The 20,616-nt window shown below is 60.9% G+C and carries 21 protein-coding genes; 8 read left to right on the top strand and 13 right to left on the bottom strand.

All coding sequences use genetic code 11. From position 1 onward, the window contains the following. Position 1: 1 nt before the first annotated feature. Together TL5118_RS17415 and TL5118_RS17410 are read right to left on the bottom strand one after the other, a co-directional pair. Positions 2–469 (bottom strand): YbaK/EbsC family protein, encoded by a 468-nt coding sequence (locus TL5118_RS17415; protein ID WP_058244127.1) that lies wholly within the window; start codon positions 467–469, stop codon positions 2–4. A gap of 8 nt (positions 470–477) precedes the next feature. Next, positions 478–1,053, bottom strand: coding sequence for an NAD(P)H-dependent oxidoreductase (locus TL5118_RS17410; RefSeq protein WP_058244126.1), 576 nt, complete (start codon positions 1,051–1,053; stop codon positions 478–480). A 125-nt stretch (positions 1,054–1,178) separates the two neighbouring features. Here TL5118_RS17410 and TL5118_RS17405 point away from each other — a divergent pair, with 125 nt between their 5' ends. Both TL5118_RS17405 and TL5118_RS17400 read left to right on the top strand, forming a co-directional pair. Further along, positions 1,179–3,986: a bifunctional [glutamine synthetase] adenylyltransferase/[glutamine synthetase]-adenylyl-L-tyrosine phosphorylase gene (locus TL5118_RS17405; RefSeq protein ID WP_058244125.1), complete on the top strand. Its 2,808-nt coding sequence runs from the start codon at positions 1,179–1,181 to the stop codon at positions 3,984–3,986. Further along, the gene (locus TL5118_RS17400) at positions 3,983–4,270 is read left to right on the top strand and encodes a hypothetical protein (protein ID WP_058244124.1); all 288 of its coding nucleotides are present in this window, start codon (positions 3,983–3,985) and stop codon (positions 4,268–4,270) included. The genes TL5118_RS17405 and TL5118_RS17400 overlap by 4 nt, the downstream gene beginning before the upstream one ends. Positions 4,271–4,282: 12 nt before the next feature. Here the strand turns inward: TL5118_RS17400 and eda are convergent, their stop codons facing one another. Further along, positions 4,283–4,921: a bifunctional 4-hydroxy-2-oxoglutarate aldolase/2-dehydro-3-deoxy-phosphogluconate aldolase gene (gene eda, locus TL5118_RS17395; RefSeq protein WP_058244123.1), complete on the bottom strand. Its 639-nt coding sequence runs from the start codon at positions 4,919–4,921 to the stop codon at positions 4,283–4,285. A 37-nt stretch (positions 4,922–4,958) separates the two neighbouring features. Beyond that, the gene (gene edd, locus TL5118_RS17390) at positions 4,959–6,767 is read right to left on the bottom strand and encodes a phosphogluconate dehydratase (RefSeq protein ID WP_058244122.1); all 1,809 of its coding nucleotides are present in this window, start codon (positions 6,765–6,767) and stop codon (positions 4,959–4,961) included. Between the two features lie 290 nt (positions 6,768–7,057). Between edd and TL5118_RS17385 the strand changes: the two genes are divergently transcribed. The 3 genes from TL5118_RS17385 to TL5118_RS17375 are packed head-to-tail and all read left to right on the top strand — an operon-like array spanning position 7,058 to position 9,509. After that, positions 7,058–7,729 (top strand): DUF6778 family protein, encoded by a 672-nt coding sequence (locus TL5118_RS17385; RefSeq protein ID WP_058244121.1) that lies wholly within the window; start codon positions 7,058–7,060, stop codon positions 7,727–7,729. 39 nt (positions 7,730–7,768) lie between these two features. Continuing rightward, positions 7,769–8,965 (top strand): RSP_2647 family RNA methyltransferase, encoded by a 1,197-nt coding sequence (locus TL5118_RS17380; protein ID WP_058244120.1) that lies wholly within the window; start codon positions 7,769–7,771, stop codon positions 8,963–8,965. A gap of 4 nt (positions 8,966–8,969) precedes the next feature. After that, positions 8,970–9,509 (top strand): RSP_2648 family PIN domain-containing protein, encoded by a 540-nt coding sequence (locus TL5118_RS17375; RefSeq protein WP_058244119.1) that lies wholly within the window; start codon positions 8,970–8,972, stop codon positions 9,507–9,509. A gap of 47 nt (positions 9,510–9,556) precedes the next feature. Here the strand turns inward: TL5118_RS17375 and TL5118_RS17370 are convergent, their stop codons facing one another. From TL5118_RS17370 to TL5118_RS17345, 6 genes are all read right to left on the bottom strand, one after another. Beyond that, on the bottom strand, positions 9,557–10,246 hold the full coding sequence (locus TL5118_RS17370; protein WP_058244118.1) for a M48 family metallopeptidase: 690 nt from the start codon (positions 10,244–10,246) through the stop codon (positions 9,557–9,559). Positions 10,247–10,290: 44 nt separating this feature from the next. Then, positions 10,291–11,754 carry an alkaline phosphatase D family protein gene (locus tag TL5118_RS17365; RefSeq protein WP_058244117.1) on the bottom strand — a complete coding sequence of 488 codons (1,464 nt, stop codon included), beginning with the start codon at positions 11,752–11,754 and terminating at the stop codon, positions 10,291–10,293. 57 nt (positions 11,755–11,811) lie between these two features. Next, positions 11,812–12,996: a vWA domain-containing protein gene (locus TL5118_RS17360; RefSeq protein WP_058244116.1), complete on the bottom strand. Its 1,185-nt coding sequence runs from the start codon at positions 12,994–12,996 to the stop codon at positions 11,812–11,814. 24 nt (positions 12,997–13,020) lie between these two features. Further along, complete coding sequence (locus TL5118_RS21425; RefSeq protein WP_058244115.1) at positions 13,021–13,188, bottom strand: hypothetical protein; 168 nt, start codon at positions 13,186–13,188, stop codon at positions 13,021–13,023. Next, positions 13,185–14,564 carry a DUF2927 domain-containing protein gene (locus tag TL5118_RS17350; RefSeq protein ID WP_058244114.1) on the bottom strand — a complete coding sequence of 460 codons (1,380 nt, stop codon included), beginning with the start codon at positions 14,562–14,564 and terminating at the stop codon, positions 13,185–13,187. The genes TL5118_RS21425 and TL5118_RS17350 overlap by 4 nt, the downstream gene beginning before the upstream one ends. Positions 14,565–14,899: 335 nt before the next feature. Then, positions 14,900–15,739 (bottom strand): AAA family ATPase, encoded by an 840-nt coding sequence (locus tag TL5118_RS17345; RefSeq protein WP_058244113.1) that lies wholly within the window; start codon positions 15,737–15,739, stop codon positions 14,900–14,902. 179 nt (positions 15,740–15,918) lie between these two features. Between TL5118_RS17345 and dksA the strand changes: the two genes are divergently transcribed. After that, on the top strand, positions 15,919–16,341 hold the full coding sequence (gene dksA, locus TL5118_RS17340; RefSeq protein WP_058244334.1) for an RNA polymerase-binding protein DksA: 423 nt from the start codon (positions 15,919–15,921) through the stop codon (positions 16,339–16,341). 95 nt (positions 16,342–16,436) lie between these two features. Next, positions 16,437–17,627 carry an FAD-dependent monooxygenase gene (locus tag TL5118_RS17335; RefSeq protein ID WP_058244112.1) on the top strand — a complete coding sequence of 397 codons (1,191 nt, stop codon included), beginning with the start codon at positions 16,437–16,439 and terminating at the stop codon, positions 17,625–17,627. Between the two features lie 106 nt (positions 17,628–17,733). On the opposite strand, the gene xth is transcribed toward TL5118_RS17335, so the two are convergent. From xth to TL5118_RS17320, 3 genes are all read right to left on the bottom strand, one after another. Next, complete coding sequence (gene xth, locus TL5118_RS17330; protein ID WP_058244111.1) at positions 17,734–18,552, bottom strand: exodeoxyribonuclease III; 819 nt, start codon at positions 18,550–18,552, stop codon at positions 17,734–17,736. 114 nt (positions 18,553–18,666) lie between these two features. Continuing rightward, positions 18,667–18,870 carry a hypothetical protein gene (locus TL5118_RS17325; RefSeq protein WP_131727457.1) on the bottom strand — a complete coding sequence of 68 codons (204 nt, stop codon included), beginning with the start codon at positions 18,868–18,870 and terminating at the stop codon, positions 18,667–18,669. 18 nt (positions 18,871–18,888) lie between these two features. After that, positions 18,889–19,224, bottom strand: coding sequence for a HesB/IscA family protein (locus TL5118_RS17320; RefSeq protein WP_058244109.1), 336 nt, complete (start codon positions 19,222–19,224; stop codon positions 18,889–18,891). 164 nt (positions 19,225–19,388) lie between these two features. On the opposite strand from TL5118_RS17320, the gene TL5118_RS17315 reads away from it, so the two are divergent. Continuing rightward, a complete protein-coding gene (locus TL5118_RS17315) occupies positions 19,389–20,576 on the top strand; it encodes a deoxyguanosinetriphosphate triphosphohydrolase (RefSeq protein ID WP_058244108.1) in 1,188 nt (395 codons plus the stop codon). Positions 20,577–20,616 lie beyond the last annotated feature (40 nt).

The following is a 20,616-nucleotide window of genomic DNA, read 5'->3' as shown; positions in this document are numbered from 1 at the left end:
CTTATTCAACGAAATCAGCAGCTTGTGCCCCGGTCATTGGCGGAAGATCGGTCGATTTCATCTCAAAAACATGGTTCGGTGTGCCGGCCGCGGCCCAGATTGTAGGGAATTCCAGCAGGCGCGGGTCCAAAAAGGCGCGGATCGGGTTCAGGTGACCAATTGGCGACACGCCCCCGATGGCAAAACCCGTCTGCGCCCGGATCAGCGCGGCGTCTGCTTTGCCCAAAGCCTCGCCCGCCAAAGCACTGGCTTTCTCGGCACAGACCTTATTGCCACCTGCGGTCAGGAACAAAATGGCCTCACCGCTGTCTTCGCCGCGAAAGATGATCGATTTGGCGATCTGATCCAGATGACAGCCCGCAGCCTCTGCCGCTTGCGCCGCCGTGCGGGCAAGGCCCAGCTCCTTCACTTCGGTGGCAATGCCGGCATCCTCAAGGGCGCGTTTCACCCGTTTTAAGCTTTTGCTCATCTCTCGCCTCAGTTCAGTCTTTCTAAGTGTCGTTCCAATCGCGTGACAAAGCGATCCGCGCGAGACTGCGCGACCCCTTCGGCCTTGTAAAGCGACAACATGGCAAAGCGCGCCTTTGGGGCGCAGGCTTTGACCACGCCCCATTTCAGCGCACGATAAACCGGACGGCGCAGCACCAACCGGTCAATCCAGGCCGGGCTGCCCAGTGTGGTCACGGCCACCACATGGCGTAGCTTGTGCAATCGCGGTGTCAGCGCCTTCAGGTCTGGATCATGGTCATAGGCCACACCGGGCAGGAAACTGCGATCGATCCAGCCTTTCAGCATTGCGGGCAGACCGAACCACCAGGTTGGGAACACGAGGATCAGCGCCTCTACCTCTTGCAGGGCGCCTTCATCGTCACAGGGGGCTGTGTAGTAGCCCTGTCGTTCCGCAACGCTCAGGCGGGGATCAAACCCTTCGGCATAAAGATCCAGCAGCTGCACCTCATGGCCCGCCTCGATCATCTTGGTCTGCGCCTTTTTCGCCAGATGTGTATTCAGGCTGTCCTGCAACGGATGGCAGAGAACGATGAGGGTTTTCATGGTGTTGGTCCCTGGCCTGTGGGTGAGGGGATCTAACCTTTGCCCCCCTCAAGGTGCAAGCCAACGCGCCGGGTGCACCGCTTTGTCCTCTTGACGCCCCTTTGGTGCCATGGCCATCTGAGCGCATGAGTTTTGCCAGTCGTATCACCCGCCAACCCGTTGCTTTTGATCCTGAACTTGGGGCTGAGGCGCTTGCCGGCCTGCCTGAATTGGCGCCGGACCTGCGCGCGCTGGTCCATGCGGTTGCCGGCTGTTCACCCTACCTGAAATCGCTGATGGCCAAAGAGGGGGAGTGGATCACCGCCGCGATGGAGGATCCAGAGGGGGCGGTTGCGGCGGAACATGCCGCCCTGCGTGAGACCGCGCCGGATCAGCTGCCCGTTGCCCTACGGCAGGGCAAACGCCGGATCGCGCTGCTGGCGGGGCTTGCCGATTGTGGCGGCGTCTGGTCGCTGGAGCAGGTGACGGGCGCGTTGACAGATTACGCTGACCTGTCGGTGCATCTGGCGCTGCGCGCAACCATCGGACAGGAGATCAAGCGCAAGAAACTGCCCGGCGCGCAGTCTGAGGATGCCGAACACGCCGGTGGCATGGTGGCGCTGGCGATGGGCAAAATGGGCGCGGGCGAGTTGAACTATTCCTCTGACATCGATCTGATCTGCCTGTTTGACGAAAGCCGCTTTGACCGCGACGATTATCAAGACGCACGCGCCTCCTTCGTGCGGGCCACCCGCCGGATGGCGGCGATGCTGTCGGACCTGACCGGGGATGGCTATGTGTTTCGCACCGATCTGAGGCTGCGCCCCGATCCGGCGGTCACGCCCGTCTGCATGGCGATGGCTGCGGCTGAGACATATTATGAAAGCCTGGGCCGGACCTGGGAACGGGCGGCCTATATCAAGGCACGGCCTGCCGCCGGGGATCTGGAAGCAGGCAATGGGTTCCTGCAAACCCTGCGCCCGTTTGTGTGGCGCAAACATCTGGATTTCGCGGCCATTCAGGACGCGCATGATATGCGCCTCAGGATCCGCGAACATAAGGGGCTGGGTGGCGCGTTGGAGCTGGCCGGTCACAACATGAAGCTGGGCCGTGGCGGTATCCGCGAGATCGAATTTTTCACCCAGACCCGCCAGTTGATCGCCGGTGGTCGTGACCCGGATCTGCGGGTGCGCGGCACTGTCGCGGGGCTACAGGTGCTGGCCGAAAAGAACTGGATCACCGGTGAGGTGGCTGAGAAGCTGACGGATCATTACCGGTTCCACCGCACCGTCGAACACCGCGTGCAGATGGTGAATGACGCCCAGACCCACGCCTTGCCCAAGTCCCCGGAAAATATGGCGCGGCTGGCCTGTTTCCTTGGGCGGGACCAGACGGAGCTGGAGAACGAGCTGCGCCGCCGGCTGGAAGAGGTGCATGAGCTGACCGAGGAGTTCTTTGCCCCGGATGCCGCTGATCCCTCAGCCCTTTCTGAGGGGCAGACGCCGGGCTTTGATCCTTCAATCATCCAGCGTTGGCAAAGCTACCCGGCGTTCCGGTCTGCCCGCGCGGTGGAAATCTTCGAACGTATAAAGCCACGGCTGTTTGATCAGCTGAAACGGGCTGCAAAGCCGGACGAAGCGCTGGCGGCGCTGGATGGGTTTCTGGCCGGGTTGCCGGCGGGCGTACAGCTCTTGTCGCTGTTTGAGGCCAATCCGCAGATCATCGATCTGTTGGTCGATATTTCAGGGTCCTCGCCGTGGTTGGCCAGCTATCTGTCGCGCAATTCAGGCGTCTTTGATGCGGTGATTGGCGGCAGCTTCTTTGCTGAATGGCCGGGCCGTGCCCATCTGCAATCGGATCTGTCGGCACGACTGGCGGCCGATACGGATTATGAACATAAATTGGATCTGGCGCGTCGCTGGACCAAAGAATGGCGTTTCCGCATCGGGGTGCATCACCTGCGTGGGCTGGTTAACGCGGATGAGGCGGCGGTGCATTACGCCGAACTGGCGGAGGCAACGCTTGCCGCGCTGTGGCCTGAGGTTGCCGCGCAGTTTGCCCTGAAACACGGGCCACAACCCGGAAGGGGCGCGGCGGTTCTGGGGATGGGTTCATTGGGGGCAGGGCGCCTCAACGCGACCTCTGATCTAGATCTCATCGTGGTCTATGATGCTGATGGGGTGGAGTTTTCTGAGGGCCGCAAACCTTTGGCGGCGCGCACTTATTACGCCAAGCTGACGCAGGCCATGGTGACCGCCGTCACGGCCCAGATGCCGCAGGGGCGGCTTTATGAAATCGACATGCGCTTGCGCCCATCTGGAACGCAGGGGCCGGTTGCCACCTCACTGGCATCCTTCCGGGATTATCAGACCCATGAGGCCTGGACCTGGGAACATCTGGCGCTCAGCCGGGCCCGTGCCGTTGCCGGGGCAAAGGATGTCGCGGATGACGTGGAAGGGGTGCGCCGGGATGTCCTAGCTTTGCCGCGCGAGACAGGAAAAATTCTGACCGATGTGGCGGAGATGCGCGACCGGATCGCTGCGGCCAAAGGCCCTGCCGGGCCTTGGGATGCCAAGGTGGGGCGCGGTCGGCTGCAGGATGTGGAATTGCTGGCACAGGCGGCGGTTCTGGTGTCAGGCAGCGCGGTGCGCTCCGTCGCCCAGGGGCTGGAGGCCGCGGTTGCCGCCAGCTTGATCGCGTCAGAGGAACGGGAGCGGCTGATCATGGCCTATGATCTCTGCTGGAAGGTACAGATGGTGAGCAAACTGCTGACGGATAAACCGCTGGAACCCGAGGTAATCGGCGAAGGGGGGCGGGCGCTGTTGCTGCATGAAACCTCAGAGCCTGCTCTGGACGCGCTGCTGGCGCGTCTTGGTGAGGCAACACAGGCGGCGGCCGAAGTGATTGATGCGGTTTTGGCCCGCAATGGCGCCACAGGGGAGGCACAGGCATGAGCCTTGAGAAAATCAACGACCCGCTGGACCCCAAAGGGCTGATCCGCGAAAGCTTCCGCATGGAGGGGCTGGAGGTGGGCGAAGCACGCTCAATCTTCCTGGATTGGGCGCTGAGCCTGCCCGCAAGCGAAAGCCAACAGCAGGCCGCTGCGACCCTGCTGTCACGTTATGGCGCGGGGCATGAAAATCACCCGATGTGGCCGGTGCTGAACGATGCAACACGTCCCCCTGAAAAAGCAAAACGCCGCGGCGGCTGGCGCGCACGGCGTTCTGATCTGGACTGATCGCTTCAGGGCTTAACCCAGTTTCGCTGCCTCGGCGGCCAGGGCTTCGATGCCTGCCCAATCGCCGGCCTGAACCTTGTCTTTGGGCGCGACCCAGCTGCCGCCAACACAGGCGGTGTTGGGCAGGCTCAGGTAATCCATTGCATTTCCTGGGCTGACGCCGCCGGTGGGGCAGAACAGAATCTGCGGCAGGGGCGCGCCGATCGCTTTCAATGCAGGTGCGCCGCCATTGGCCTCCGCCGGGAAGAACTTCTGCACGCGGTAGCCACGCTCCAGCAGTTTCATCGCCTCGCTGGAGGTCGCAGCGCCGGGCAGGATTGGCAGACCAATCTCTTCGCAGGCGTCCAGCAGCTTATCTGTTGCGCCGGGGGCGACGGCAAACTGTGCACCGGCCTCTTTGGCGGCGACGGCATCGGCGCGGGTCAGCACGGTGCCAGCACCGACAATGCCACCCTCGACCTTGGCCATCTCACGGATCACGTCCAATGCAGCGGGGGTGCGAAGCGTCACTTCCAGCACCGGCAGGCCACCGGCCACCAGCGCCTGTGCCAGATCACCAGCGGTGGCGGCCTCTTCGACCACCAGAACCGGGATCACCGGGGCCGTGCGACAGAGTTTTTCGGTAAAGACGGAAGCCTCTTCGGGGGTCATCTCATCATCCTTTGAGTCTCAATTGATGTTATCTGGCTTACACCACCACCGCGGCGCCGGTGTCGGCGGTTCCAACCATCTGGCGGAAGGGGGCGAACAATTCGCGCCCAATACCATGGGAATTGTCGCTGAGGTCCGGCTGACGCGCCGGGCGATCAGCAAACCCTTCGGCAAGGTTTTCCAAGGTGCCATTGACCGCATCCACGCGGATCATGTCGCCATCCTGAACGCGGCTCAGCGGACCAGCGCCAAGCGCTTCGGGGCTGACGTGGATTGCCGCGGGCACCTTGCCCGAAGCCCCGGACATCCGGCCATCGGTGACCAGCGCCACCCGCAGCCCACGGTCCAGCAGCACGGCCAGCGTGGGGGTGAGGTTGTGCAGTTCCGGCATGCCATTGGCGCTGGGGCCCTGGAAGCGCACGACAACCACGGTGTCTTCGGTGAACTCGCCTTTCTGGAAGGCCTCCTTCACCGCGCCCTGGCTTTCAAAAACCCGCGCTTTGGCTTCGATCACATGCAATTCAGGCGCTACGGCGGAGACTTTCATCATGCCATGACCCAGGTTGCCCTTCAGCTGTTTCAAACCACCGGTGGTCTGGAACGCCTGGTCGACAGGGCGCAGGATCTTTTCATTCAGGCTGTTGCGTGGGCCCGGCTCATAATGGACGCGGCCCTCCCGCAGCTTTGGTTCCTCGGTGTAGCGGCCAAGGCCGTCACCTGCGGTGGTTTTCACATCCTCATGGAGCAGCCCGTTTTCCAGCAGCTGGCCAATCATGTAGCCCAGACCGCCTGCGGCGTGGAAATGGTTCACGTCGGCCAGACCGTTTGGATAGACCTTGGCCAGCAGCGGCGTGGCGGAGGAGAGGTCATCAAAATCCTCCAGCTCCAGCAGAACACCGGCAGCGCGCGCCATTGCCGGCAGGTGCAGGACCAGGTTGGTCGAGCCCCCCGTGGCCATCAGGCCAACGATGCCGTTCACAAAAGCGCGTTCATCCAGGATCTGCGACACCGGGCGATAGTCATTGCCCAGCAGCGTGTTCTGCAGCGCCTGTTCGGTGCCCGCAACCGTCAGCGCATCGCGCAGGGGGGTGTTGGGGTTCACGAAGGACGCACCGGGCAGGTGCAGCCCCATAAACTCCATCAGCATCTGGTTGGAGTTTGCAGTGCCGTAGAAGGTACAGGTGCCGGGGCCGTGGTAGCTGGCCATTTCGGCCTTCATCAGCTCATCGCGACCGATGTTGCCTTTGGCAAATTCCTTGCGCACCCGCGCCTTTTCGTCATTCGGCAGGCCTGAGGTCATCGGCCCGGCGGGCAGGAAGACACCGGGGATATAGCCAAAGGTCGCAGCGCCGATGATCAGGCCCGGGACGATCTTGTCGCAGACCCCGAGGTACAGCGCAGTGTCAAAGGTGTTGTGGCTCAGCGCAACGCCGGTGGCCAGCGCAATCACATCGCGTGAAAACAGCGACAGCTCCATGCCGACCTGACCTTGCGTGACGCCATCACACATGGCGGGCACGCCACCGGCAACCTGTGCCGTCGCGCCGTTTTTCCGGGCGGTTTCACGGATCAGATCGGGAAAGCGCTCATAAGGCTGATGCGCCGACAGCATATCGTTGTAGGCGCTGACGATGCCAATGTTGGGCGCGCGCCCTTCGGCCAGCCGCGACTGGTCATTGCCCATAGCCGCATAGGCATGGGCCTGGTTGCCGCAGGTCAGATGGGCCCGGCGGGGCCCTTCCTCGGCGGCCTGCGCCATACGGGCGAGATAGGTGGAACGTGTTTCCTGACTGCGTTCGCGGATGCGATCGGTGACCCTTGCGACGGTGTCATTCAGCTGGGGCATTGGAACCTCTTGAGGCCTGATAAAGGCGCAACCTGACTGTATTGCGCCTCCTATGCCATGTTAGCGGTAACAATTCAAGGGGCGCAGCGTCAGTTTTACCAGATAACTCCGATCCCGTCATAAGCCCTGCAATGTCAGCCCAAGACGCGCGTTTTCCAGCGGATTATGCCGCAAGAGGCGCGCAAAATGATCCCGCCATTGTCCCGATGCTGCCCCATTTGCGCCTCATTCCCAGATCAAATTTGAATCAAATCAGAAAAAGGGCGGGGGACGCCCTGAGGAGTAGGCAGATGAAAACGCTTCGTATTGTAGCCCTTCTGGCAGTTGGACTTGGCCTGTCGGCCTGTGCATCGGTAGACACCGCCAGCCGGAACGCACCGATGGAATTGCCGCAGATGACGGCCCCGGCCACGCAGGTGGTTTCGGTTCAGGACTATAACATCAAAGTCTCACGCGCTCTGCGTGTCTCTGAGGCCAACAGCTACTATCCGCTGGGTGACATCGTCTGGCGTGGTGAGGCGATCGGCGATCGTCACGCTCAGGTGGCCCGTATTTTCCAAACCTCGATCCAGCGCGTGCAGGAGAAAAACGCCGAAGGTGCCCTGCCGGTGATCGTGGATGTAGACGTAAAGCGCTTCCATGCGCTGACCGAAAAGACCCGCTACACCGTGGGCGGTGTGCATTCGATCACCTTCGAACTGACTGTCCGCAACCCGCTGACCGGTGACCTCTTGGTGCCAACCCGCGAAATTCAGGCTGACCTGCGCGGCTTTGGCGGCAGCCGGGCCATTCAGGCAGAACAGGCCGGGATGACCCAGAAGGTGCGCATCACCCAGCATATCGCCAATGTGATTGCTCAGGAACTGTCGGCGCCGGGCTCGGTTGCCCCACAGATCACTGAACTGGTCGATGGGCTGGAAACCAACTTTGCCCCTGCAGGTGAGGATGCGGTGCGGCTCTAAGCCCTTTCGCAACAGATCAAACACGGGTAAGAGGGCGCCATGACAGCGCCCTCTTATTCCGTGATCCGCCTGAAACCCAAAGCCAACGCCCGCGCCATCCGCCGCGGCTTTCCTTGGGTCTATGACAATGAACTTGTGACCGACCGCCGCACCAAGAAACTGGTGCCGGGGTCTTTGGCCGTTTTGGAAGATGCCGACCGCAGCCCTATGGGGCTGGTCGCGGTGAACCCGAATTCACGTATCTTTGGCCGCATGCTGGATCGGGATCCGACGGCGGAGATCAACGAAGCGTGGTTCTCAGCCCGCATCAGCAAGGCGCTGGAGTTGCGCGCCCGTCTTTACGCTGCCCCCTTCTACCGGCTCATCCACGCCGAGGCAGATGGCCTGCCGGGCGTGGTGATCGACCGGTTTGGCGACACTGCTGTGGTGCAGCCCAACGCAGCCTGGGCCGATGTGCATTTTGATGCGTTGGAGGCCGCTTTGATCTCGGTCACCGGGGTGGCCAATGTGATCAAGAATGCGTCGGGCCGCGCCCGCAGCCTGGAAGGGCTGGATGATGTCACCGCCACCACAACGGGCACCGCCCCTGATGCGCCGGTTGAGGTGCCGATGAACGGTGCGATTTATATGGCGGATCTGACCGGCGGTCAGAAAACCGGCCTGTTTTTCGATCAGCGCCCGAACCATGCCTTTGCGGCGTCATTGTCCAAAGATGCCAAAGTGTTGGACGTCTTCTCTCATGTCGGTGGCTTCTCGCTGGCGGCCCTGGCTGGCGGCGCCACTTCAGCCCTGGCCGTTGACGGCTCCGCAGCCGCGCTGGAGCTGGCCGAAGCCGGCGCCAAGGCGGCTGGGGTTGAGGACCGCTTTGCGACCCGCAAGGGCGATGCTTTCGACGTTCTGGCGCAGCTGGGCGAAGAAGGGGAACGCTTTGATGTGGTGATCTGTGATCCACCTGCCTTTGCCCCGAACAAACAGGCGCTTGAGGCAGGTCTGCGTGCCTATGAACGTATCGCCCGACTGGCCGCGCCTCTGGTGCGGCCGGGGGGCTATCTGGGCCTCTGCTCCTGTTCACATGCCGCCGAGGTCACCAAGTTCCGTGTGGCCTGCCTGCGCGGGCTGGGCCGGGCCGGTCGCCCGTCGCAACTGCTGCACACCGGATTTGCCGGGCCAGACCATCCGCTGATGCCGCAGCTGGCGGAAAGCGGCTACCTGAAATCGCTGTTCTTCCGGCTCTGATCTGGTGAAGGTCCTGCTCGATACCTGCGTGATCTACCCCACTGTCATGCGCGAAGTGCTGCTGGGCGCGGCGCGGGCGGGATTGTTCACACCGCTCTGGTCGGACCGCATTTTGGAAGAATGGGCGCGAGCCGCCCGCAAACTAGGCCCCGAAGGTGAGGCTCAGGCGCGCGGTGAGGTCGCTATGGTGCAGGCCGCCTGGCCCCGGGCCGCGGTCACCTGGCCGCCCTCGCTTGAGGATCGCCTGTATTTGCCGGACCCCGCGGACACTCATGTGCTGGCCGCAGCCATCGCCGGATCTGCGGATCTGCTGATCACCATGAACGCCAAAGACTTCCCGCGCCACATCCTGGCCGAGGAAGGGCTCAGCCGGCAGGACCCCGATGGGTTTCTGCATGGTCTCTGGCAAGCCAACCCAGGCGTGATGCAGGATGTGGTCGAAGCCGTGCGCAGCACTGCTGAGCGCCTGTCTGGGGAGGTTTGGACCAGCCGCGCGCTGTTAAAAAAGGCCCGCCTGCCGCGTTTGGGCAAAGCTATAGGCTAGCGCCAGCCCATCTTTTCAATGATCTGAAAATACTCAAGAAAGCCGCTTCAGGCTTTCACACCCCATTTGGCCTCAAGCGCTTCGATCGCGGCAATCCGCTCCCCGGTTTTGGGGTGGCTCAGCAACCAGGCCGGGGTGCCACTGCCGGCTGAGGCCGTCAGCGCCTCCAGCTTTTCAAACAGGGATTTCTGCGGAGCGGTGCCGATGCCCGATTTCGTCAGCAGTGCAGCGGCATATTCATCGGCCTCATACTCATCGCCCCGCGACAGCCGGGCCGCTAGCATGGTCGTCAGCGCATTGGCGATCATCGCGCCAACGCCGGGGATAACCCGCGACAGCACCATCGCCAGCGCCGTGCGCAGCGCGTTCTGGCCGGAAAAATCAATCATCCGGCGGCGCGAATGGCCGAGGGCCACATGCCCCAGCTCATGGGCGATCACGCTGGAAAGCTCCTCGGCGGAGACCTCACCGTTTTGAAACTTGCGATAAAACCCGCGGGTGATGAAAATCCGCCCGTCTGGCGCTGCGAGGCCATTGACCGGATCGATCTCATAGATGTGCACCTTGATCCGCGGCAGATCCAAGGCCCGCGCCATCCGCGTGGTCATCTCACGTAGTTTCGGGTCCATTAGCTCGGTGGATTGCTCATCCAGTTGGCGTGCCAGCCGCCAAGCGGAAAATCGATACATGGCAACCGCATAGAGGATGGCCAGGAGGATCGGAGTGAACTTCAGCATGAGGTAGATATGGGGCTTTCAGCGCGCGCAGGCAAGAGTGCAGGTCAAAGCGGCATCCACGCGCTTGGACCGCTGTCCTCAAGGGCCCATTGCGCCTGCCAATTGCCTTCGGATTTGCGCAGCAGCAGATAGTTACGCTCGGCCACATAGCGATGGCTTTGACCGGGGATCGGGCGCATCTGAATGGGGTGGCCGGGCAGGGGGCTGTCACCAAAGCGGGCCAACATGTCCAGAAACCGCGCCCAGGCTTTGGGCGGTGCGCGATGTGAAATGCCTGAGGCGACCAGCTGATGCATAACCTTGCCCGTCCCCAGCGCCATTTCACCCCGCGCGGCCAGATGAATTTCACCGGACAGAACGGTCACATCCTGACCGTCGAGGCTGGCGATGCGCTGCAGGATCTCCAGCAAATGCTGCCAGCTGTCGCGATGGGCGCGGCTTTGCCATTGATCGCGCAGGTCATCTTCGTATTTCTGCATCGATGGGATCGCCATCATGACCCATTCCAGCACGGACAGGCGCGGCCCCAGCACCGGGACCGAAGACATGACAAAGGTCCGCCCCGGCGCAGGCGTATGCCCTGCACCTTCCATCATCCGCCAGCCAGAAGTTCCCATCACCTCGCGCCGGCTGCGTTCGGATCGCAGATCGGGCGCCAGCAGGCGCAGGCCAGGCGCGGTGATGGACCAGCCCAAATGCAGACCGGTCGGATCGGCAAAGCGGGCCGGCAGATCCCCGTCGACACAGCCGTGCTGGAACAACAGAGCCGCCTCACGGGCGCAGTCAAACAGCATCTGCCCCACCGGGGAATAGGTGCGCGACCGCCGCAATGATCCCCAGCCATCGCAGATGTCATGGTCATCCCATTGCATCAGCGACGGCACTCGAGCCGCCAAATGGGCATGCTCAGCTGTGTCATAGACGGCGATATAGCGGTCCAGAAACCGTTCCCGCAGATGGTCGCGCAAATCCACCAGATCGCCGCGGCTGGGATCGCGCGGCAGGCGGTCGGGCCAATCATGGCTGAGGGGATGGCCCAGTGTCACCTCATCGGCATAGACCTGATCGCCACCATGCAGCAGCAGGGACAGCGGCGTTTGATCATGAGTTTCGGCCAGCTGTCGCCACATTGCGTTACGCTCATCACCGTCGCGGGTCAGATCGCCGTGCTCCTCGCCGTTGCAGGAGACATATGCGATCTGCATCGCCCCTTCAGGGCAGCCCGCAAGGTCAAAGCGGTTGCCGTTCCACCGATAATGTGAGGGGTCTGTTGCAGGACGGCTAAATCGGCAGCGCCAGATCGTAACATGTTGATAGGTTGCGATGTTTTCGGCTGAAATCGAAATGCCATCCAGCTCAATCGGCGGCATTTCTTGCCCGTTGGGGGCAATGAACAGGGCGGCCAGATGCATCTGACCCTCCCGTATATCGTCCAGCATCAGGATTGGCCCAAGGGGCTTCTTCAGATGTGCGGAAAGGGGCGGGGAGGGGGCGGTGGCGGGTTTCATCTTGCTGCCTCAGGTAGGGGGCAGCGTTGATTTGATCAAGATGGGATCGCGTGAATATTAGCGCCCCAGCTCTTTCATCCCACGTTCGATGCCCTCAAGCGTCATCGGTACCATGCGATCCTCAAACAGGTCGCGGATCATTTGGATCGACTGGGTGTAGGGCCAATACTTCTCGGCCACCGGATTGATCCAGATGTGATCGGGCCATTGGTCGCGGGCGCGCTGCAGCCAGACCTCACCCGCCTCTTCGTTCCAATGCTCATTGGCGCCGCCACGATAGGCGATTTCATAGGGCGACATGGAGGCGTCACCCACAAAGATGCATTTGTAATCAGAGCCATAGGTGTGCAGCACATCCCAGGTTGGGGTCTGCTGGTCCCAGCGGCGCCTGTTGTCCTTCCACACACCTTCATAGAGGCAGTTGTGGAAGTAGAAATGCTCCATATGTTTGAACTCGGACTTGGCAGCCGAAAACAACTCCTCCAGCACTTGAATATGGGGATCCATCGACCCACCGATGTCCAGGAACAGCAGAACCTTCACCGCATTGCGCTTTTCCGGTCGGGTCTGCACATCCAGATAGCCGTGTTCGGCCGTGGCGCGGATGGTGCCGTCAAGATCCAGCTCCTCCTCCGCCCCGTCGCGGGCCCAATTGCGCAGGCGTTTCAGCGCGACCTTGATGTTGCGGGTGCCCAGTTCCACCTCACCGTCGAGGTTGCGGAATTCCCGTTTGTCCCAGACCTTCACAGCGCGCTGGTGGCGGCTTTCTTTCTGGCCGATCCGTACGCCTTCAGGATTGTATCCGTAGGCCCCAAAGGGGGAAGTGCCGGCCGTGCCGATCCATTTGTTGCCACCCTGATGGCGGCCCTCTTGTTCCTTCAGCCGCTCCTTGAGCGTTTCCATAAGCTTATCAAAGCCGCCTAAGGCGTCGATCTCAGCTTTTTCTTCTTCGCTCAGGTGTTTTTCTGCCAGTTTTTCCAGCCAGTCGCCGGGGATATCTACTGCATTCAGGACGTCGCCCAACTGGATGTCTTCGAGCCCCGAAAAGGTCGCGGCGAAAGCGCGGTCAAACTTATCAAGGTTGCGCTCATCCTTCACCATTGCAACGCGGGCGAGGTAGTAAAACCCATCCACGTCATAGGTGACCAGGCCAGCCTTCACCGCTTCAAGAAACGACAGGTATTCCCGCAGGGAAACGGGAATGTCGGCTTTGCGCAGGTTTTCAAAGAATGGTAGAAACATCGCGGGCCTCCTCAAGCGGTGAGGTCAGACGGCTGCGCGATGCACGATGATGGTGATGAACAGCCCAATGATCGAAAACAGGATGGCATAAGCGGCTGCATATTGCAGCATGTCTTTCATCTGACCTTTGCGGCGTTTCGCCAGCCCGGCCCCAAAAAGAATCCCAAAGACCAGCCCTGCAAGTACGATCATGTCCGCCCATTTCCTCTTTTCAGCGGGCTAAGTGCAGTGATTTCCTGCAATTTGGCCCGAACTGCCCAATCAGCGCCGAACCCGTAGCGTGCCCAGCCCAGACTGTCCAGTCTGACCAAACGTGCCTCAGTGCCGCGCCCCAACAGATCTAGTGCTTCGGCGCGCAAAAGCATCAGCGTCGACAAGAGGGCCGCGTTTTCGTGGCGTTTGGCCACATCCAGATAGGGATCAATGATGTCCAACGCGGCCTGACCGCGTCCCTCATGGATCGCATAGGCCGCCAGTTGCTGTGCCACCTGGGCGCTGTGCAGCTGGGTGCCGGGGCGTTGGCTGTAATAGCGCTGCGCGGCCAGGAAGTGGGACAGGGCAACATCCGGATCCTGACTCTGGGTCAGGCGGCCAAGCGCGTAATGGGAAAAGGCGCGGCGGTGATCTGTCCAACCTTCGGAGCGGGCGATATTGACCGCTTTCTGTGCCGCCGAGCGACGACCGGCAGCGCTGGCGCCGGGGCCAAGCGCGGTTTGGATCGCTTCAATCCAGCTACGCGGCGTGGTCCGCAAATATTCCGGGCTACGATTAGCACCAGCGGGGTTCAGCCGTGCCAGAATAGTCGGCAGGCGTTCCGCCACTTGGCTGCGGCTCATCCCGTTTTGCAGCTCAGGCGCATAGAAGGCGCGTAGAACAAGCATGTCATAACCCGTCAGAACCGTATGGACATTGTCGTCATTAAAGACGCTGTCGGACAGGCGGTAGAGGTCATTGAGCGGCCCCAGCGCCTGCGCCAGTTCTTCATGCAGGCAGTCCCGCATTTCCTGTGGCGGCGCATCAGACGGCACAAAGATCGCCAGCCGTTCGCGGTTTTGCAGCTGCGTCCAGTCGGTGCGCGGGGCGCGGCGGGCCTTGCTGTATTCGGCAAGGCTGGACACATTCGGCACCACAAAACAGGCGGCCGAGGGCAGGTGGCGGCGGATCTTGGCGTGGCTCACCGCCTCAATCGTGATCGAGGCCTGACCGGATTGCACCCGGCGAATGTTGATCCCGGCCTCACGACGCAAACGGTCGGTCAGCGCATCCAGCTCAAGCGACAGGCTGATCGGGGCCTGACCGGTCAATCGCAGGGTAATCGGACCCTCAAATCGGGTGAAACGGGGCAATTGCCGCCCTGATTCCAGCTGGAACGCCAGATCCAGAATGTCGCGCGCCAGATCCGTATTGGACACCTGCGGCTTGCTGGCCCGGCTGGCGGTAAACGTCTTCATAGGTGGCAGGATCGTGGTCGCTTCGGTGGAGGCGCGGCTGGGTTGTTCCAAGGGGGCGGTCGCCATACAGGCGCTTAGGCTCAGGCATAAGGGCAGAGCAGCAAGAAAACGGATCATCGATAAACACCCCTAACCGAACCAAAAGGCAGCAAAAACAGCAGTGATTTCAACAGCAGCGACGCCATACTTACACCTTTTCACGCATAAAACACCAATCGACGCCCCCGGGGCCTGTCAGTAATTTGTCAGGCTTTTGCCATGTTAGGCGTGATTTGCGGCACAAATGCGGCTTTAGGTTCCCGTCCCGGAAACAATCGTAAGGGTTTGTTTACCACGATTTTGGCCACGGGCGGCAGGAAAATTGGTGGTTTCTCTTGGCCGCAGCCGGTTGCCGCCCGATCATGCGGCAAAACAGTCCGCCGCCCCGACAATTGGCCGGGACGGCGATCACGTTACCTTTGACCACGGGCCATGAAGGCCAGCCGCTCAAACAGGTGCACATCCTGTTCGTTTTTCAGCAGCGCGCCATGCAGCCGGGGCAGGGCATTGCTGCCATCGCGGCGCAGATCTTCGGCGTCCAGATCTTCGGCCAAGAGCAGCTTCAGCCAGTCCAAAACCTCTGACGTCGAAGGCTTTTTTTTCAAACCGCGGGTGTCACGGATTTCATAGAACTGGGTCAGCGCGGTGGTCAGCAGTTGTTCCTTGATACCGGGGTGATGCACCTCAACGATCTTGCGCATCGTGTCGGCATCCGGGAAGGAAATGTAGTGGAAGAAGCAGCGGCGCAGGAAGGCGTCCGGCAGTTCTTTTTCATTGTTGGAGGTGATGATGATCACCGGGCGATTTTTCGCCGAGATGGTTTCACCGGTCTCATAGACGTGGAAAGCCATCTTATCGAGTTCCTGCAGCAGGTCGTTTGGAAACTCGATATCCGCTTTGTCGATCTCATCAATCAGCAGCACAACTTTCTTGTCAGACTCAAACGCCTGCCAAAGCTTGCCCTTCTTGATGTAGTTCTTGACGTCATGCACACGCTCTTCGCCCAGCTGACTGTCGCGCAATCGGCTGACGGCGTCATATTCGTAAAGACCCTGCTGCGCTTTGGTGGTGGATTTGATGTTCCACTCGATCATCTCAAGCCCCAGCGCCGAAGCCACCTGTTTGGCCAATTCGGTCTTCCCGGTGCCCGGTTCACCCTTCACCAAAAGGGGGCGTTCCAGCGTCACAGCAGCGTTCACTGCAACTGTCAGGTCTTCGGTGGCCACATAGGCCTCGGTTCCTTGGAATTTCATCCGCCTCGTTCCGTCGTTCCTTCTTGGCCGCCACCCTAACGCGAAGCCTGCGCCCCTGCAATCTGGGGCGTTAAATGACGTGACATTGCGGCGCGGGTGCGGTAGACCCCGCCACGGGAGGCGCCAAAATGTCAAAGGATCACGTGTTGGCACAAGTTGGCCTTGATGAGGGAATTGAGATGAAGGCGGAAACCTTTATTTCCGATGATTATCGTCCGGCCGAGGACGAACCATTTATGAACGACAAACAGCTTGAGTATTTCAGACGCAAGCTGCTGAATTGGAAAGCAGATCTGCTAGCAGACACCCGCGACACGATCGAGGGTCTGCAGGACGGAACCCGCAACATTCCTGATGTTGCGGACCGGGCCAGCGAAGAGACGGATCGGGCGCTGGAGCTGCGCACCCGGGACCGTCAGCGCAAGCTGGTTGCCAAGATCGACTCGGCCCTGCGCCGCATCGATGAGGGCGAATATGGCTACTGCGATGTGACCGGTGAGCCGATCAGCCTGAAACGGCTAGACGCCCGTCCGATCGCCACCATGAGCCTTGAGGCGCAAGAGCGTCACGAGCGCCGTGAAAAGGTGCATCGCGACGACTGATCGCCGCAAAATCGCGCAGATTTCGGCGCGATTTGTCAAGCAACGACGTTAACGCCGGGGCAGGTCCTCGGCGTTTCCTATTTAAGGTGAAAGACATGAGCCTTCTGGGCATGAAAACCGTGGTGATCGGTGGCGGCATTGGCGGGCTGGCCGTGGCCCGCGCGCTGGCGCTGCGCGGCGCCTCCGTGACGCTACTGGAACAGGCCGAAGCCATCCGCGAAGTGGGCGCCGGGCTGCAGATCAGCCCCAATGGATTCGCTGTTCTCAAGGCGCTGGGATTGGATCAGGTGCTGCAGCAGGGGGCGGTGCAGGGGCAGGCTGTCTCTCTCAGGGACTATCGCAAGGGCGAAGTGCTGCGCCTCGACCTGACGCAGTTGTCCGACCAGAGCTACTATTTTGTGCATCGCGCTGATTTAATCGACATCCTCGCAGAAGGCGCGCGGGAGGCCGGGGTGAAAATCCGGCTGTTGCAGAAGGTGGATCGGGTCACCCCCGCAACCTCAGATACGCCTGCTTCTCTTCATTTGGCCAATGGCAGCCATCTGGAGGCCGATCTGGTGATTGGGGCCGACGGTTTGCATTCCGTGCTGCGCCCGATGCTGAACGGGGCGGATAAAGCGTTTTTCACCGGACAGGTTGCCTGGCGCGCTGTCGTGCCCAACACCACGTCGCGCGGGCCTGAGGCCTGGGTGCATATGGCGCCGGGGCGGCATCTGGTCAGCTACCCGTTGCGCGACGGCAAGTCGATCAATCTGGTTGCGGTTCAGGAACGTGCGGACTGGACCGAGGAGGGCTGGTTCCACAAGGATGATCCAGCAAACCTGCGCCGCGCCTTTGCGGATTTCGGCGCGGAAACTCAGGCATTGCTTGGCGCGGTGGAGGATGTGCGGCTCTGGGGGCTGTTCCGTCATCCGGTTGCTGAGGTCTGGCAGGGTGGCCATTGCGCCCTTCTGGGCGATGCGGCGCACCCAACGTTGCCGTTCCTGGCCCAGGGCGCCTCCATGGCGTTGGAGGATGCATGGGCCTTAGCTGATGAACTGGCGCTGTCTGATGATGTGGCCAGCGGATTGGCAGCCTATCAGCAGCGCCGCAAAGCGCGGGCCACCAAGGTGATCAATGCCGCCAGCGGCAATGCCTGGAAATATCACCTGAGCGCGCCGCCGCTGCGGTTTGCCGCCCATACCGCACTGCGGCTGGCCGGACGTTTTGCGCCGGGCAAAATGCTGCATCAGTTCGATTGGCTTTATGCACATGATGAAACCGCAGGGCCGACAGCAGGCGGTTGATCTGACTGAGGTCGGATGGAATGTGAGTATTTGGGAAACGATGAAAGCGCCTTTCAAAGTTCCCTAAATACTCACTTTTATGTTGGGGCAGAGCGCGCTGCAGCGATCACAGATCCAGCTCGACCCAGACCGGCACGTGGTCTGAAGGCTTCTCACGGCCGCGCACCTCTTTGTCGATCTGACAGTCGCGCAGCAGGTCTGCGCATTCCGGGCTCAGCAGGAAATGGTCGATGCGGATGCCATCATCACGGTTCCAGGCGCCTGCCTGATAATCCCAAAAACTGTAGTGGCCCGGGCCAAAGGTGCGGTTGCGGAAGGCTTCGGTAAAGCCAAGGTTCAGCAGTTTGCGCCACATCGCCAGGCTTTCGGGCCGGTGGGCGGCGTCACCCTCCCAGGCCTCGGGGCGGCGGGCATCTTCGGCTTGCGGGATGATGTTGTAATCCCCCGCCATGAGGAAGGGCATTTCCTCTGCCAGCAGCGCCTCGGCGCGGGCCTGCAACCGTTCCATCCAGCGTAGCTTGTAGGCAAATTTGCCGCCTGGCACTGGCAGGCCATCGTCGCCCAGTTCAACAGGATTGCCGTTCGGCAGGTAGAGGTTGCACAGGCGCACCGCCTGTTTGCCCACCACGGTTGCTTCGATCCAGCGGGCCTGTTCATCTTCGGCGTCGCTGTCTTGCAGCACCGGCAGGCCGCGGGTCACATCCTCCAGCGGCAGCTTGGACAGGATCGCCACCCCGTTGAAGCTTTTCTGGCCGTGGGTCACCACGTTGTAGCCTTTTTCCTCAAACAGCTCGTTCGGGAAGGCCTCATCAACGGATTTGATTTCCTGCAGCAGGGCCACATCGGGCTGCGCCTCATCCAGCCAGTCGCTCAGCGCGTTGACCCGCGCTTTGATCCCATTGATGTTGAACGTGGCGATTTTCATGGTCCAGCCCCTGTTGTTGCCCCATGTCTATGCCTGAGGCGGGGCGCCGGGTGCAAGCGGGATCATTGCGATTGGCGAAACAGGCTCATCGTTGAGGGCGCGGGCGTATTTAGATCAAGGGTTTAGGAGGAGAAGGGTCAGGAACCCCGCAAGACTGACAAGTACAAAAACGGCGCACCAGAAGCCAAAGGTGAAGCGGCGCAGCATGGCATGGCGCACCACCACGCCAACCGAGATCGCCGCCAGAAAACTCAGCGTCAGCCCCAGCATCACCGCCTGCGCAATTGCATCGCCCATTCCGGTCAGAAACGTATCCATCAGCGGACAGCGTGTTGGTTACATGGAGAAGGAGGTGCCGCAGCCGCAGGAAGATGTGGCATTGGGGTTATCGATCACGAACCGCGCGCCGATCAGCTCTTCAGTGAAATCGATGGTCGCCCCGGTCAGGAAGGGCAGGGAAATCGCGTCAACGATCACCTTCTCCCCCGCGCCGTCACCGGAGCCTTCGAGGATCAGATCCTCATCATTTGGTTCATCCAGCTTGATTTCATACTGAAAGCCGGAACAGCCGCCGCCTTCGACAGCCACACGCAAAGCCTGACCCTGATCGCTCGCGCCGATTTCGGCAAGGCGGGCGAAGGCACGTTCTGTGACGGTGGGGGGCAGTTGCATTCCAAGGCTCCTGAAGGTTTCGCAAAAGCTGTTTATAGAATATATGTGGGGAAAGGATCGGCGACAAGAGTGCCCGGCGAGGGAATTTGCCGCTAAAGATCCGGGAATTGAGGGCCCAAAAGAGGCCCGTATGAGGCAAATTGAACAGGTAAGGGCCAATTGCAATGAGCGCCATTTACGCATCCCGTCCCGAAGACAGCCGCGGACGGTTGCACCCCGAAGAAGAGAGCGCGTTTCGCTCTTGTTTTCAACGTGATCGGGATCGGATCATCCATGCCAGCAGCTTTCGCCGGCTGAAGCATAAGACACAGGTCTTTATCGAACATGAAGGGGATTATTTCCGCACCCGGCTGACTCATTCCATTGAGGTGGCTCAGGTGGCGCGGACGATTTCAGGCACGCTGGGCCTCAATCAGGAACTGGCCGAAGCCGTGGCGCTGGCACATGATCTGGGACATACGCCCTTTGGCCACACCGGTGAGGATGCACTGGCCGAATTGATGGCGCCTTATGGGGGCTATGATCACAACGCGCAGGCCATTCGGATAGTGACCAATCTGGAGCGTCATTACGCGGAATGGGATGGGTTGAACCTGACCTGGGAAACGCTGGAAGGCATCGCCAAACACAATGGTCCGGTTCTAGGCCAGGTGCCTTGGGCCTTGTCGGCCTATAACGATCACCATGATCTGGAACTGACCACCCACGCCAGCACTGAGGCCCAGGTGGCCGCGCTGTCAGATGACATCGCCTATAACAACCACGATCTGCACGACGGGTTGCGGGCCGAATTGTTTTCGACCGATGAACTGGCTCAGATGCCGGTGTTGCAGGACTGTTTTGCTGAGGTGGATAAGAAGTACCCCGGCCTCAACTACTATCGCCGCCGCCATGAGGCGCTGCGCCGGTTCTTTGGCGTCTTGGTAGAGGACGTGATCGCGGTGACCCGGGCCAATCTGGCGGAGGTCGATCCGCAATCGGTGGCCGATGTGCGCGCAGCAGGCAAGATGATGGTGCAGTTTTCACCCGGCCTGTGGTCTGATCTGAAACAGATCCGCAAGTTTCTGTTCACCCGCATGTATCGCGCCCCCGAGGTGGTGGAGATCCGCACCTATGTGACCGAAGCGGTCAAAGAGCTGTTCCCGATCTTCATGGCCCGGCCCGAGCTGTTGCCGAAGCAATGGCGCAAAGATGTTGCCGAGGTCACCAGCGAAGAGGGTTTGGCGCGCATCGTGTCGGACTATATCTCTGGCATGACGGATCGCTTTGCACTGCAGGAGGTGGAACATCTGACCGGCCGACGGGCCATCCCAGCCGGGCGACGCGCCACCCCGATCCAGCATCATGACTGATTTTAAGACTGTAATTTCATTAAGAGCCCCTTCAGGAGGA

The organism is Thalassovita autumnalis, from assembly GCF_001458255.1.
Lineage (GTDB): Bacteria > Pseudomonadota > Alphaproteobacteria > Rhodobacterales > Rhodobacteraceae > Thalassobius > Thalassobius autumnalis.
This window is presented reverse-complemented; position numbering and strand designations above follow the sequence as displayed.

Coding starts and splice junctions, on each gene's coding strand:
- TL5118_RS17400 (WP_058244124.1), top strand. CDS start 3,983: ATGAGCCTTGAGAAAATCAACGACCCGCTGGACCCCAAAGGGCTGATC.
- TL5118_RS17350 (WP_058244114.1), bottom strand. CDS start 14,564: ATGATCCGTTTTCTTGCTGCTCTGCCCTTATGCCTGAGCCTAAGCGCC.
- TL5118_RS17385 (WP_058244121.1), top strand. CDS start 7,058: ATGAAAACGCTTCGTATTGTAGCCCTTCTGGCAGTTGGACTTGGCCTG.
- TL5118_RS17360 (WP_058244116.1), bottom strand. CDS start 12,996: ATGTTTCTACCATTCTTTGAAAACCTGCGCAAAGCCGACATTCCCGTT.
- edd (WP_058244122.1), bottom strand. CDS start 6,767: ATGCCCCAGCTGAATGACACCGTCGCAAGGGTCACCGATCGCATCCGC.
- TL5118_RS17410 (WP_058244126.1), bottom strand. CDS start 1,053: ATGAAAACCCTCATCGTTCTCTGCCATCCGTTGCAGGACAGCCTGAAT.
- TL5118_RS17365 (WP_058244117.1), bottom strand. CDS start 11,754: ATGAAACCCGCCACCGCCCCCTCCCCGCCCCTTTCCGCACATCTGAAG.
- TL5118_RS17415 (WP_058244127.1), bottom strand. CDS start 469: ATGAGCAAAAGCTTAAAACGGGTGAAACGCGCCCTTGAGGATGCCGGC.
- TL5118_RS17335 (WP_058244112.1), top strand. CDS start 16,437: ATGAGCCTTCTGGGCATGAAAACCGTGGTGATCGGTGGCGGCATTGGC.
- TL5118_RS17405 (WP_058244125.1), top strand. CDS start 1,179: ATGAGTTTTGCCAGTCGTATCACCCGCCAACCCGTTGCTTTTGATCCT.
- TL5118_RS17315 (WP_058244108.1), top strand. CDS start 19,389: ATGAGCGCCATTTACGCATCCCGTCCCGAAGACAGCCGCGGACGGTTG.
- TL5118_RS21425 (WP_058244115.1), bottom strand. CDS start 13,188: ATGATCGTACTTGCAGGGCTGGTCTTTGGGATTCTTTTTGGGGCCGGG.
- TL5118_RS17380 (WP_058244120.1), top strand. CDS start 7,769: ATGACAGCGCCCTCTTATTCCGTGATCCGCCTGAAACCCAAAGCCAAC.
- TL5118_RS17345 (WP_058244113.1), bottom strand. CDS start 15,739: ATGAAATTCCAAGGAACCGAGGCCTATGTGGCCACCGAAGACCTGACA.
- TL5118_RS17325 (WP_131727457.1), bottom strand. CDS start 18,870: ATGGATACGTTTCTGACCGGAATGGGCGATGCAATTGCGCAGGCGGTG.
- TL5118_RS17370 (WP_058244118.1), bottom strand. CDS start 10,246: ATGCTGAAGTTCACTCCGATCCTCCTGGCCATCCTCTATGCGGTTGCC.
- xth (WP_058244111.1), bottom strand. CDS start 18,552: ATGAAAATCGCCACGTTCAACATCAATGGGATCAAAGCGCGGGTCAAC.
- eda (WP_058244123.1), bottom strand. CDS start 4,921: ATGACCCCCGAAGAGGCTTCCGTCTTTACCGAAAAACTCTGTCGCACG.
- TL5118_RS17320 (WP_058244109.1), bottom strand. CDS start 19,224: ATGCAACTGCCCCCCACCGTCACAGAACGTGCCTTCGCCCGCCTTGCC.
- dksA (WP_058244334.1), top strand. CDS start 15,919: ATGAAGGCGGAAACCTTTATTTCCGATGATTATCGTCCGGCCGAGGAC.